We start from the raw sequence: 13,584 nt of genomic DNA, 5'->3' as shown, positions 1-13,584 counted from the left end.
AGCCTACTACAACAAAAGCCTACAGCCAAATCTTCTTACGATTTGAACGGGCTGCGCTTTTGTTTACGTTTTTTCTGTTTTTCTCGTTCATATTCCAGCTCTTTCAGTTTTTTCATGATCCGACCAAAGTATTCTTGCAGGTAACTTTCCAGGGTGGTATTTTCTTCTGGGTTGATACCTAGTATCTGATAAGTCTCATCCATTGACGCTTTCAGAGGTTGACCCGTCGCTAGAACTTCCACAAACGCCAGACGATCCGAAATGTTCAGACTCCACTGGAAAAATCGAGTAACTTTGCGGACAATACGGACAATGCTGTTAGGTGTGCGCGTGACTCTGGCTTGTTTCCCTGACAGTCTTTCGCACAAGCGGATAATTTCATCCGCTGTCCAAGCTCTCGAACCCACCACCGGAAACGTTTTATTTTCCGCTTCCGGAACTGATAACGCCCGGATCGTGATTTTAGCGATATCCTGAGTATCCATATAGGCGATCGGAGAACTTACCCCCGGAACCCATACAGACTGACCATCTAAAATCGGGATCGCAAATTGACCAATTAAGCCTTGCAGAAAGCCACAGGGTCTCAGAATTGTATATTTAAGGCCAGATTCAGCTAAAAACTTTTCTGTACAGCGTTTAATCTCTAATAATGGCACTTGCGTATATTTTTCCGCATCCAGGAACGAAAAAAACACAAATCTCTCTACTCCTGCCGCTTTAGCCGCCTGAATCAGGGCCACTTTCCCTTTCCAGTCTACATCTTTAATACTCAGCGAATCCGTCGGGCGCGCCGTCGCCGCATCAATTACCACCTTTACCCCCTCTAGCGCCGGTTTTAAGGTTTCTGGATCACATAGGTTCCCCGGAACCAGTTCTGCACCCCACTCTTTTAGGAAAGCAGCTTTTTTGTAACTACGCGCTAAACAGCGGACCTGGTAGCCTTCATCTAATGCTCGGCGGGCTATCTGTCTACCTAGAGTACCTGTGGCACCAACAATTAATAATGTCATGAATAACCAATATGGGGCTTAAACTTTACTTAAAATACTATCAAAGATTATCTCATTTTTTTACAAAACTTCATAATTTGCTCAGATTAGAGTCCCCAGTGGGACTGCGCCAGCGGTCAATTATCCCCTATTGATTACCATTTGCCGGGTGGGACACACCCTACTTATGCCTTTATGGTCAATTATCAATTATCAAACAGGACTAGCGCCAATGGCTATAACTACCATTAGCGCCAATACCAATCAGCAACGGATAACTCCTTCCTGATTTACTTAGTGGGGTTCCGCCTCTGGTGACTATTCCCCACCTTGGATTTTTAGGAGGAGGAACCCGCCACCTAATCCCACCAGAATCAGAACAAAGGACAGAAACGCCGCATTGAAAATTTCACCAGCCATAAATTTGGGATCTCCTGTACAAGTCTAACAATTGTCCTATCTATTTTAGGGTGAACCGGTAGCGATCGCACCAAAAATAGCTATCAGCGCCACCCAGACCCGGTCACCACCCCCATTAACTCAAAGGAATCAGTTTTGTTGATACCCCCATATCATCCAGCATTTTCTGGATTTCTGCACAGTAAATCGGGTTCATCACAATAATCTCATCCGGCTGATATTCCTTCAAAAATTCCGGCGACATAATTTCATGACCAACACCCGGAATAAACTGTCCGTGTCGGTGAGGATTAATATCCACAATATACTGCACCTGATTCTCAGTTTTCAAAGTCGTTAGAAACGCCACACATTTAGAGCCAGAACCCCAAACTACAACCCGCTTTCCTTCTGCCTGAGCGATTTGTAGATGTTCTTTCCAATGGTTGATTTTACCTTGCACATGAGTAGCAAAATGTCTCATATCCTGTTTAACTTGGTCGGGACTTTCCTCAAAAGGATGAATTTTCCCAGACAAATCCGAGACAGGTTCCGCCTCAATTAACAGATATTGGTCACTATATGCTAAATATACATCCGTCACCTCAAACCCAGAAGCGCGGAATAAACGAGCCAAAGTTCCTGGTGTAAAATAAGAACAATGCTCATAGTAGATATCCTCAAAAGCCAAATCCTTGAGAACTCGACCCATATCAGGAATTTCCAAAAACACAGAAGTTGGGCGATTCCCAATAGAGCGCCGCACCGTCCCCACAAATTCAGCCGTTGGGTAGATATGTTCTAAAGTATGGCGACAGCAGATAAAATCCCCTACATATTCAGTGTAGCGCTCTGAATAATAGTCTTGAATAAACCTAATGCGTTCCGTGGCTGGGCTTTGGACTCGTCCCACCACCGCCGAAGGGTCAATACCTACCCCTCGGTTATTCCCTAACTCGCACATTAGCACCAAAAAATCACCCTTGCTACAGCCGATTTCAACTACATCTTTATCACGGAGATTATACTTGTCAATCAGCCGATTCGCTAAATCCAGAGCAAACTGATTAAATGTCGGGGAAAAACTTTGCTGGTCTTCATAATTCGGGGCGTAGGCTGACCATTTAGAATCAAATGCCGTATTGGTAATAAAACCGCAATTTTCACAGTATCCTAACACCACATCCCCGCGCGGAAAATCTAAGGCTTCCTGTCGGGTTGGCATCATTAAACAACTATGAACAGGCACATCCCGCACCTCATAGAAAACCCACATTTCCTGATGACCGCAGTTAGGACAAGTATGCTCAACTAACTTAAACTCAGGTTCAGTATTCGCTACCTTAGCGACCGATTGACTACTCATATTTATCTCCTAATTATTTGACGACCGATAAACAACAATATGGGCGCTATTTAACTCACGATTTGGGGATAATCAATCTACAATTTTGGGCTCAGGTATGGGAATGATAAACTTACCACCCCGGTCTCGGTAAGCCTGTTGCTGCTTGATAATTTCTTCCGCAAAATTCCACGCCAAAATTAAAACATAATCTGGCTGGTCTTCTACTAATCTCGAAGGTGGTACAATCGGTAAATGATTGATACTCATAAAACGTCCGTGTTTAAAGGGGTTTAAGTCCGCCACATAATCTAACAGCGTTTTATCAATACCAAAATAGCTTAACAATGTCGTCGCTTTCGCCGCCGCACCGTAACCTACTACCCTTTTATCCTGTCGCTTTAAGTCCCACAGAATATTCAGTAAATTATCCTTAATAACTTCTATGCGATCGACAAAATCTCTATAATAGTCCATACGGTCTACCTTTAATTCCCTTTCCTGTTGAAGCAGAGATATCACCGAATCTTTAACCGCCTCTTTGGGTTCCACAAACAACCGCAAAGAACCCCCATGAATAGCCGTCCGCTGAATATCATTTAAATACAGAAAATGGCGGCGGAATAGCCTATCAAGGGCGGTTACTGAAAAATAGCACAAGTGTTGGTGATAGATAGTATCAAATTCACAATGATCTACTAAATCGACGACATACGGAGCTTCAATTACTGCTACACCATCCGGCTTTAATAGCGTATAAATACCTTCCACAAAGCCATTTAAATCCGGCACATGAGCCAAAACATTATTGGCTAAAAATACATCCGCTTTTTTGCCCTCAGAATGTAATTTTTCAGCTAAATCTTTAGTGAAAAAATCATGAATTGTGGTAACTCCTGATTCTCTGGCTTTTTCTACCGGACCCGTCGCGGGGTCAATCCCTAAAACCGGAATCCCTTGTTCCAGAAAGTTTTTCAGCATATATCCATCATTACTCGCCGCCTCAATTACCAGACTATTGCTATCTAATTTTCTGGATTTAATAATGTTTTGGGCGCTATCACCAAAATGCTTCAGTAAGGAAGGAGAAACCGACGAAAAATAAGGATAATCTCGACCAAACAGAATTTCCGGGGGAACACTAACCGTTATCTGAACCAGTCCACAGTCTGGACAAAATACTAAATCCAGAAGGGCTGTGTATTCGGGTTTATCAATATTCTCGCGGGTGATTAATCCATCAGCTAGGGGAGTATAGCCAAAGGAAATAATTAGTTCTAGGTTTTCCGAACCACAAGAACGACAGACTGGTATGGAATTAGGCATATTTTACAGATGTTTGATTGCTACAGGATGAGAATATTTTGACACGGACTGAATTAGGTAATCAGAAACCTATAGCTATTTGAGAGTTTTTAGGCAGTAATTAAGTTAAAAAGATTGACTAGCTTAACATACTTTTAACTACTATTAACTAACTGGTTTCTGATACCATTTTTTGATAGTCAGCAGATGATTTAAGCCTTGGCTAAGACATTTACCGGGCTTTTCCAACGCAAGCTATTATCTAAACTTCCTTCTCCAATGAGTTTCTGAATGTGAGCAATACGTTTGTAGCGTTCACCCTCAAACTCTTCGAGAGTCAGTCCAATTTTTTGATAAGCTGCGTAGAGTTCTGATGCACCACGACGGGCATTCCATTCTGGTTGAAATTCTGGTAAGGCTTCTAAAATCTTGCTACAATTTACCCGATAACAACGCTTATCTGGCCCCCCATCTTCTGCATATTCAATGATGCAATTAGGCACAATTTCTTCGACCATATTGGCTAGGTCGCGGATGCGGTAGTTATCCTCATTACGACCGACATTAAAGGCTTGATTATGCACTACTTCTCGCGGGGCGTGTAAGGTAGCAATGAAGGCGCGACAAATATCCTCAATATGAACAATTGGTCGCCAGGGAGTACCATCGCTCTTGATATAAACCCGCCCGGTAGTGAAAGCCCAAGCCACTAGGTTGTTTAATACTAAGTCAAACCGCAAACGGGGAGAAACACCATATGCTGTAGCATTACGCAGAAAAGTAGGACTAAAGTTGTCGTCTGCTAGTTTGCTAACATCTTGTTCAACCATTACCTTGGAAATACCATAGGGGGTGACTGGATTAAAAGGTGATTCCTCTGTTAGCCAGTCGTCTCCTCCTGCGCCATAGTTACTACAAGATGATGAGAAGATATAGCGACTTACTCCGGCTTCTTTGGCTAGTTTTGCTAACTTGACAGAAGCCTGATGATTGATTTCGTAAGTTAAGTCAGGATTTAGATTTCCTAGGGGGTCGTTTGACAGTCCCGCTAGGTGCAAAATTGCATCGAAACCCTCAACGTCTGAGGCTTCAATGTCGCGAATATCCTTACATATTTCGGGAATTTCTGTAATCCCTTCCCCAAATGTACACTGTTTGAATATTTCGCTGTCTAGTCCAATAACTTCATGCTTTTTTGCTAACAGCATTGGGACTAATATTGTCCCGATGTAACCCTTGTGTCCCGTCAGTAATAATTTCATCTTCTTCTCTCCAAGTTTTCCAAGGTGCTTGATTGGTTTCCCACAGTGCTTCTAACCGACGTTTATCTCGCAGAGTATCCATGCACTGCCAAAAACCGTCATATTGATAAGCCATTAATTGACCATCTTTGGCTAGGTTTTCTAGCGGTTCTTTTTCCCACTGCGTATCATCCCCAGTAATGTAGTCATAAATTCCGGGCTCTAGTACAAAGAAAGCACCGTTAATCCATCCTTCACTGATTTGAGGTTTTTCGGAAAATTCAACTACTTGATTTCCGTCTAGTTTGGGGAGTCCAAAACGCGCGGGGGGGCGCACGACTGTCATGGTGGCTAGTTTGCCATGACTTTGATGGAATTCTAATAGTTTCTTGAGGTGAATATCGGAGACTCCATCCCCCCAGGTTAACATAAATGTCTCATTATTTACATGGGAAACAAGTTGCTTTATACGCCCTCCAGTGTTGGTATATAACCCGGTGTCTAGTAGTTCAACTATCCAATCCTGACGGTAGCCTCCATCAATGTTAACTTTGCCTGTGCCTAGATTTACGGTGAGCTTATTACTGTTTAAAGAACAGTAATCTACCATGTATTTTTTAATGACTTCTGATTTGTAACCTAGGGCAATAATAAAGTCTTTGAAACCATGGTAGCCATAGTGCATCATGATATGCCAGAGGATAGGACGACCTCCGATTTCTACCATGGGCTTGGGTTTACTTTCTGTTTCTTCGGCGAGGCGGGTTCCCAATCCACCTGCTAGGATTCCAACTTTCATAGCTAGTATTCTAAGGGACTTTGGGTTGATACAATTTGAATCTGTCGAGTCGGGAATGAGCCTGAAAATTAACACACTGTTGAGTATAAGCTGTTGACTTAAATGGAAATAGAGGCTATTGTAAAATTTAACATCCTGATTGTGAAGATTTGGTAAAACGATCGCAGTTTATGAGAGACTGAACCTCAATAATAAAATTATGTTAAGTTGAGGGTATAAATGTTAAGACGTTTGGCGATTACTTTGGGAGATCCAGCCGGAATAGGGCCGGAGGTGGTTTTGAAGGCTTTGGCTAATTCCACTTGGACGGAAAACTGCGAGATAACTGTGGTGGGTACCCGTTGGGTGTTGGAAAATACCTATCAACAACTCAGGAAAACTACTCCAGCGATCGCTAATCCCGATCATCTCAATATTTTAGATATTAATGACGGACCCTCCCCATCCTCGATTAAATTTGGGGTCGGAAATGCCAGCAGTGGGGCGGCGAGTTTTGCTTATTTGGAAACAGCGATCGCCTCCACCCTCAAAGGGCAATTTCAGGGAATTGTTACCGGACCTATTGCCAAAAACCACTGGAAAGCCGCCGGACATGACTACCCAGGACAAACGGAACTTTTGGCGGTGCGTTCCCAAGTTAACCGCTACGGAATGCTATTTGTAGCCCGATCGCCCCATAGTAACTGGACTTTACGCACCTTACTCGCCACCACCCATATTCCCCTATCACAAGTCCCTCAAACCTTGACCCCTCAACTCCTAGACCAGAAACTAGATTTACTTATACTCTCCCTCAACCAGGACTTTGGTATTAAAACCCCCAAAATAGCCGTTTCTGGACTTAATCCCCACAGCGGCGAAAACGGTCAGTTGGGAATCGAAGAAAAAGATTGGCTAATTCCCTGGATACAACAAAAACGCGATCGCTATCCCCAAATTCAACTAGACGGACCTATCCCCCCCGATACATTATGGGTTAAACCCGGTCAAGCCTGGTATGGCCAAAACACAGCCGCCGCCCATGATGCTTACCTCGCCCTGTACCATGATCAAGGGTTAATCCCCGTTAAGCTAATGGCATTCGATCGCGCCGTTAATACCACCATTGGTTTACCCTTTATCCGCACCTCCCCCGACCACGGAACCGCCTTTGATATCGTCGGTCAAGGTATTGCTGACCCTTCCAGCTTTCAAGCTGCGATCGCCTTAGCCATAGAATTAGCCCATAGCGCGCAGCCACCATCCCCAGCCCATCCTATAACCTATCAGTAAACTGTTCTGGGGGATTTAGACAAACCCTAAGTAAGTCATTGACAGCAAATTCCGTACTACCGCGACCCATTCCCACCACACAAGAAGCATAACGCTCTGGTAGAAGAGAGCGACCGCAACCTTCCAATACAGTTAAAGGATTAGCCTCACTATTGCTCCTAGTAATATTAACCACACAATTAGCCAACTCCTGCGGGCGGCGGACATTCATACATCCCAAAACCGCCTCATCCCCAGCGATACCAGTATCACGAGTAATAAGAGTCACGCACTCACCAATATTTGTAGGTCTAATCGCCATACCACAAGCGGTCGCTGTAGCCCGAGGAGACACCCCAGCATCCTGCAATTGTTGCACACATCTAGCATAATCAGCCTCTGTCACCAATCGATAAGACGGGAAACCCTGAGCCGCCGATTTTACCGGAATCATAGCCCATACCAGGCTAACTACTGTCAGGGGAAGACCCCAAGCCAATTTTTGGGAATTCAACATTTGCCTAAATATAGCTAATCAAATTTTTGCTCATCATACCACTGCCCGTTTTGGAAAGCGATCGCTTCTGTCACTTGCCCTTTTTGGTTTTAAGAACTTATAATAGAAGGTTGGTGAAATTTTTATGTTGAGAGGAACTTAGATGTCTCGATATCGAGGACCCCGGCTTCGGGTTGCACGTCGTTTAGGGGATCTTCCCGGACTAACCCGGAAAACAGCCCGACGTGCTTATCCCCCTGGTCAGCACGGTCAAGCTCGCCGCAAACGTTCAGAATATGCAGTCCGTTTAGAAGAAAAGCAAAAACTGCGGTTTAACTATGGTTTGTCCGAACGACAACTGTTGCGTTATGTCCGCAAAGCGCGCCGCGCCTCCGGTTCCACCGGTCAAGTCTTACTGCAATACCTAGAAATGCGTTTAGATAACACCGTGTTCCGTCTGGGTATGGCTCCCACTATCCCCGCAGCCCGACAGCTAGTTAACCACGGTCATATCACCGTTAACGGTAAAGTTGTAGATATTGCCAGCTATCAGTGTCGTCCTGGCGAAACCATTGGCGTGAGAAATAGAGACAAATCTCGCGAAATGGTCAAAGCTAATCTTCAATATCCTGGTTTAGCTAACGTCCCTAGCCATTTGGAGTTAGATAAAAATAATCTCACTGCTACAGTAAATGGTGTGATTGAACGGGAATGGGTCGCTCTTTCCATCAATGAACTACTCGTCGTTGAATACTATTCCCGTATGGCTTAATTATTGGCATTCTCCCGTTACACAAAGTTGATAACGGGAGCATGATTTAATCTCAAATTAGGTTAACATTTTACGGCAATACGGTATAATACCAAGTATGGTGCGAGACCTTCGGGTATGAAATAGAGCTGAAATGGGCGTGGGGACTACCCGGTGAGGACTTCAACCCCTTGGTTGATTGGGTCGCATCCCTGGCCATCCCATAACACAGCCTGATTTTTTTGCCCACCTTCGAGACTTCCAATATGGCCAGTCAGGTGAAGCGTCTAATCAGGTCTAAGACTGCCCGCGCCATGCTGACATGGGCGCATTATCGATTCAAACTAACCCTGAGACATAAGCGCGGAAATAACTGAACAGTTGTAGATGTGACGGAAGAATACACCAGCAAAACCTGTACTCACTGTGGTCATGTCCATTCCCAGCTAGGTGGCTCAAAAGTGTTCCGATGTCCTGAGTGCGGGTTCACTCTACCACGGGACTGGAACGGTGCTTTTGGAATCTTTCTAAAAGCTTTGCGGGATACCGCCTCTGTTACCTTAACGGGTAATAGTGCTATCGTTGCATTGTCCGGGAACAACCGGAAAAATGTCGCGTAAATGTATCAGAATATCAATTCCATTAACCACCAATTTGCGACATCGTGCGGCTGTATCCGTTGGGGGTTCCTGTGTCCCTGTCCTTAAAATTGATTTCCGGTTTTATACCTAGTAAATCCCTAACCTGTTTTTGTAGGTCCTCCACCGTAACACCCGACCGCAAAGCCGTTTTGAGGTCGATCTGACCTGTTTCGTTGAGTAAACAAGGCCTTAACCAACCATCCGCTGATAGGCGCATTCGGTTACAGCGATCGCAAAAACATTCCGACATTTGGCTGATAAATCCTAGGGTTCCCTTAGCGCCCGGAATTTTAAAAACATCTGCGGGTCCGTTCCCTCGCACCTGGGATTCTGCTAAACCCCAACGACCCCGAATTTGCTCTCTCAACGTTTCCGAAGCTACCCAACCGCGATCGCCAAATAACTGGCCATTGCCAATAGGCATAAATTCGATAAACCGAACGTGCCAATCTCGGTCTATCGTTAACCCCGCTAAATCTAGGATTTCATGGTCATTTACCCCCGGAATTACCACCACATTCAGCTTCAGTGGGTTGAACCCTACCCGATAAGCCGATTGAATTCCATCCCAAACCTGTCGCCAGCGATCGCGCCCACGATTACCAATAATTTGATTAAAAATCTCAGGATCTAGAGAGTCTAAGCTAATATTAATCCGCCTTAAACCTGCCTGGTAAAGAGATTCTGCCATCGGGGATAGCAAAAAACCATTAGTCGTCATTGATAGATCCTCCGTTTCTGGAAATCCCGCGATTTTTGACACTAATTCCGTTACCCCAGGACGCAGCAACGGTTCACCCCCCGTTAGACGAAACCTAGTGAACCCCACCGGGATAAAAACTTCCCTCAGCAGTTTCAGCAGTTCCCCGTTGGTCAGTAAGTTCATCTCTAGGATATAGTCAATTTCCGCACCCTCCGGCATACAATACTGGCATCGAAAGTTACACCGATCTATTAGGCTCACTCGAAGATAATCAACAACATTATTCATCTGGTTTTTGCTAACTTTTAAATTTGACCTTGCTCTACGCCCTAGATGCTAACACCGGAAACGAACGCTGGCGCTTCAGAACAGAAAATTGGATTGGCTGATACATTTACGCGACATTTATCCGGTTGTTCCCGGACAATGCAACGATAGCACTATTACCCGTTAAGGTAACAGAGGCGGTATCCCGCAAAGCTTTTAGAAAGATTCCAAAAGCACCGTTCCAGTCCCTGGGTAGAGTGAACCCACACTCAGGACATCGGAACACTTTTGAGCCACCTAGCTGGGAATGCACATGACCACAGTGAGTACAGGTTTTGCTGGTGTATTCTTCCGTCACATCTACAACTGTGGTTCCAGTTATCTCGGCTTGATGTCTCAGGGTTAGTTTGAATCGATAATGCGCCCATGTCAGCATGGCGCGGGCAGTCTTAGACCTGATTAGACGCTTCACCTTGGCAACCATATCGGAAGTCTCGAAGGTGGGCAAAAAAATTAGGCTGTAGTTGTGAGTCAAGTAGTGAGCAATTTGTTTGTGGGCTTCATCAACTAGATTGCGGATTTTGGTTCTCATTCGTTGAGCCGCTTGCCTCATCCGTCGCCTCCTTGAACGACAGGGTTCCTTGGCGATTCGGCTCATTAAATCATCCAAATGTTGACATAGCCTAGTAATGCGTCCAATATCCCCGGAGCCCAATTCCAGAAATCGTGAACCATCAAACCCGGTTATGAAAGTTCGCACACCCGGGTCTAATGCAATCACGCCAGTAGCGTCAGTTGGGGTAACGGCAACTGGTTCAGGGAAAATCGCCAACCATCGACCTTTGGTAAACACCAACTGAGTCCCTTGCCCGCAAGTTTTAGGGATAGCTTCGGAAACCATGAAAGTTAATCCTTTCGTGAGCCTTGGATACCAACTCCCTGAAGAGAAATTAGTATTATTGAACTTAATCCCTTGAGAGCTGTCACGACAACTTCTAAACCTGGCATCAGGACTGGCGATCAAAGCCTGATAGGCATCAAAGATGGCATTTTGCCGAATGTGGCAGGGTGTTTCTTTGACCCATGCAGGCAAGTCGCTCTGCATCACTTTATTGCGTAACTTTAACTTGCTTAGTCGTTTACCACTCCGGGATAATGCAATTGCTTGGTTGTAGCAATACCGACAAGCGGCCAGCCATTTACGCCAGACTTGATTTAGCTCCGGGCTGGGGTAAATCCGGATCTTCTTTGACCTGAGTTTTGTATTTACTCCGTCCGTATAATCGGGAACTGAAGCAGTGGAGGATAGTGAGGATGTCCTCAACCATTTCTGGTTCTGGACTGAGACTTGTCTGGTTGAGAACCATGAGTGAACACCTGTTTTGCTCATAGAGCCATCGAAACAAGTCAAATCCCCATATTGCCAATCGGTCTGGGTGGGCAACGACAACCATGCCGACATCTCCTGACAAATGATGTCCCAGTAAGGCCAGCATTTTCTTTCCCTTGAAGTCGAGCCCGCCTCCGATTTCTGAGACGACTTCTGCTTCGGGGTAGAGGTTGGACAGTGCGGCCACCTGTCGGTTGAGGTCGGACTGCTGGGCGCGGCTACTAACTCTGGCATAGATAACGACTTTGCGTTTGTCACTGCCTGATTTGGCAGCAGTATATCACTCAACGTTGTATCGTCGTTGCCCAGCGGGGGTTCTGATGGTCTCGATTGAGCCATTGTCGTCCCATCTGCGGAGTGTTCTTTCATGGACTCCAAGGATTTGGGCGGCTTCCTTGGGTTTGACATATCTGGCAATAGGTTTATCCTCAACTCTTCTCGCTTATTATACCATATTGCCCTAAAATATTAACCTAATTTGAGATTAAATCATGCTCTTCCCCAGCCGTCTCTGAAGGCATTGTCCTGTGCTGTCCTGTGCTGTCCTTTTTCCCCCAACTTGAATTATCAAGCTAGGAATTATGTTAACTTTTGTAACTTTTGTGAAAAAATTGGCCTTTTTGGGGGGGAGGGGTTGCCTTTGGCTGGGGTTGCTGCTATACTTCTAGTATAATGGAATATTTGTAATTTTTTTATTTTTGCCAATGTTTAATTATTTAACAATATGTCAATATTGTAACCGCGATCGCCACCTTTTGTCAACCCCTAGGTTGGGACTGCCTAAAATTGAATAAAAAATCAAGACAGCGGCAAAAAAAAGCCCTCAGCGAATAGCCAAGGGCGAGTTAAAATCAAATAGCGTATAGCTAAACAGCCGCCGCCACTTTTTCACCTTTTCCGACCAAGCGTTCATAAGTGGATCGCATTTTCAGACCGACCAGAACTTGGAACAGTCCAGTGCCATCATTAGAACCGGGGTAGTCTTGGTGTTCCCGCAACAGATGGGTGAGTTCACCGTAGTATTTGGTAGCAATATTGCTCATGTGACCTTCAACATAGATCATCTCTTCGAGGTTATCGAACTTCCCATCCACCTCTAGTACAGAGACCTCATTTCCATAGTAACCATCAGGCCCATAGAACATCTTGATACCGGGATAAGAACAAGTCAGCTTACGACCGCAAGGAGTCCAGTGGATGGTTGATCCCTCATCAAACAGATAAGCCGGTTCAAAACCTTCTACTCCATCGCGCTGCATGAGGCGCACCCGTAGGACTTTGTGTTCCTTATCATCAGGAATCAATTTGGTAGGTAGAATTTGGATGACCACATCTGCATATTGCTTCTGAGGATCGATATAGGCTTCAAAGTCAGGACGACGAGCATTAATAGAAGCCAGAACATCCTCATAGCGGTGTCCCCGTTCAGCCATATCCCGCTGTATTTTCCAGGAGATTTTGACCTCATCACTAATATCGAGGTAAACGCTAAAGTCTAACAGACCTCTGACACGCTCATCATACAAGGGGTGTAGACCTTCAATAACCACAATGTGATTAGGATCGATACGTTCTGGCGGATCGATCAGACCAGTTTCATGGTTATAGATAGGTTTATTGATAGATTGACCACTTTTGAGCGTTTTAATCTGCTCATACATCAGGTCGAAATTGTTAGCGCGGGGGTCGAGAGCGGTAATCCCGGTTTCCTTACGTTGCTTGCGATCGAGACTATGATAATCATCTAAACAGATGACCGTAACAAAATCTTCTCCAAAGATGTCTGTTATACGACGCAAAAAGGTAGATTTTCCGCACCCGGAATCCCCAGCAACACCAATTAAAACTACGCGATCCGGCTGATTTACCATAGGTTCCCTCTAAGCAAAAAACTGTTTACAAGCTCAACCACTCTATTTTGAGCAGGACAACCCAGGCCAGTGTCACAATTGAGAATTGGCGACTACCCATGTAGGTATAGCCAATCTCGATCGGTAGACAGCT

At 45.0% G+C, this 13,584-nt stretch carries 12 protein-coding genes and 2 pseudogenes; 3 read left to right on the top strand and 11 right to left on the bottom strand.

Features of this window, described 5'->3' with window-relative positions; translation table 11 throughout:
- Positions 1-35: 35 nt before the first annotated feature.
- The 6 genes from HFV01_RS10310 to rfbF form a co-directional block, all read right to left on the bottom strand.
- Positions 36-1,013: an SDR family oxidoreductase gene (locus HFV01_RS10310; protein ID WP_006625052.1), complete on the bottom strand. Its 978-nt coding sequence runs from the start codon at positions 1,011-1,013 to the stop codon at positions 36-38.
- Positions 1,014-1,310: 297 nt separating this feature from the next.
- The gene (gene petM / locus HFV01_RS10305; RefSeq protein WP_006618540.1) at positions 1,311-1,412 is read right to left on the bottom strand and encodes a cytochrome b6-f complex subunit PetM; all 102 of its coding nucleotides are present in this window, start codon (positions 1,410-1,412) and stop codon (positions 1,311-1,313) included.
- 115 nt (positions 1,413-1,527) lie between these two features.
- Positions 1,528-2,757: a class I SAM-dependent methyltransferase gene (locus HFV01_RS10300; protein WP_006625051.1), complete on the bottom strand. Its 1,230-nt coding sequence runs from the start codon at positions 2,755-2,757 to the stop codon at positions 1,528-1,530.
- A 72-nt stretch (positions 2,758-2,829) separates the two neighbouring features.
- Positions 2,830-4,062 (bottom strand): class I SAM-dependent methyltransferase, encoded by a 1,233-nt coding sequence (locus HFV01_RS10295; RefSeq protein ID WP_006625050.1) that lies wholly within the window; start codon positions 4,060-4,062, stop codon positions 2,830-2,832.
- A 191-nt stretch (positions 4,063-4,253) separates the two neighbouring features.
- Positions 4,254-5,249: an NAD-dependent epimerase/dehydratase family protein gene (locus HFV01_RS10290; RefSeq protein WP_006668760.1), complete on the bottom strand. Its 996-nt coding sequence runs from the start codon at positions 5,247-5,249 to the stop codon at positions 4,254-4,256.
- Positions 5,227-6,081 carry a glucose-1-phosphate cytidylyltransferase gene (rfbF, locus tag HFV01_RS10285; RefSeq protein WP_006668759.1) on the bottom strand — a complete coding sequence of 285 codons (855 nt, stop codon included), beginning with the start codon at positions 6,079-6,081 and terminating at the stop codon, positions 5,227-5,229. Before rfbF ends, HFV01_RS10290 begins: the two co-directional genes overlap by 23 nt.
- A 219-nt stretch (positions 6,082-6,300) precedes the next feature.
- Between rfbF and pdxA the strand changes: the two genes are divergently transcribed.
- Positions 6,301-7,353, top strand: coding sequence for a 4-hydroxythreonine-4-phosphate dehydrogenase PdxA (pdxA, locus tag HFV01_RS10280; protein WP_006668758.1), 1,053 nt, complete (start codon positions 6,301-6,303; stop codon positions 7,351-7,353).
- Here the strand turns inward: pdxA and HFV01_RS10275 are convergent.
- On the bottom strand, positions 7,337-7,849 hold the full coding sequence (locus HFV01_RS10275; protein ID WP_006668757.1) for a hypothetical protein: 513 nt from the start codon (positions 7,847-7,849) through the stop codon (positions 7,337-7,339). The genes pdxA and HFV01_RS10275 overlap by 17 nt on opposite strands.
- A gap of 142 nt (positions 7,850-7,991) precedes the next feature.
- On the opposite strand from HFV01_RS10275, the gene rpsD reads away from it, so the two are divergent.
- Both rpsD and HFV01_RS10265 read left to right on the top strand, forming a co-directional pair.
- The gene (rpsD, locus tag HFV01_RS10270) at positions 7,992-8,600 is read left to right on the top strand and encodes a 30S ribosomal protein S4 (RefSeq protein ID WP_006625045.1); all 609 of its coding nucleotides are present in this window, start codon (positions 7,992-7,994) and stop codon (positions 8,598-8,600) included.
- 206 nt (positions 8,601-8,806) lie between these two features.
- A pseudogene (locus HFV01_RS10265) lies at positions 8,807-9,199 on the top strand (zinc ribbon domain-containing protein); the annotation flags it as partial.
- 22 nt (positions 9,200-9,221) lie between these two features.
- Here the strand turns inward: HFV01_RS10265 and moaA are convergent.
- From moaA to HFV01_RS10240, 4 genes and pseudogenes are all read right to left on the bottom strand, one after another.
- Positions 9,222-10,211, bottom strand: a complete 990-nt coding sequence (gene moaA, locus HFV01_RS10260) for a GTP 3',8-cyclase MoaA (protein ID WP_008052103.1) — start codon at positions 10,209-10,211, stop codon at positions 9,222-9,224.
- A gap of 106 nt (positions 10,212-10,317) precedes the next feature.
- Positions 10,318-11,427 carry an RNA-guided endonuclease InsQ/TnpB family protein gene (locus tag HFV01_RS10250; RefSeq protein WP_318286282.1) on the bottom strand — a complete coding sequence of 370 codons (1,110 nt, stop codon included), beginning with the start codon at positions 11,425-11,427 and terminating at the stop codon, positions 10,318-10,320.
- Positions 11,390-11,998, bottom strand: a pseudogene (locus tag HFV01_RS10245) (IS607 family transposase). The gene HFV01_RS10250 and the pseudogene HFV01_RS10245 overlap by 38 nt, the downstream one beginning before the upstream one ends.
- Before the next feature lie 448 nt (positions 11,999-12,446).
- Positions 12,447-13,451, bottom strand: a complete 1,005-nt coding sequence (locus HFV01_RS10240) for a phosphoribulokinase (RefSeq protein ID WP_006625041.1) — start codon at positions 13,449-13,451, stop codon at positions 12,447-12,449.
- Positions 13,452-13,584: the final 133 nt, after the last annotated feature.

It is taken from the genome of Limnospira fusiformis SAG 85.79 (assembly GCF_012516315.1).
GTDB classification, from domain to species: Bacteria; Cyanobacteriota; Cyanobacteriia; order Cyanobacteriales; family Microcoleaceae; genus Limnospira; species Limnospira fusiformis.
This window is presented reverse-complemented; position numbering and strand designations above follow the sequence as displayed.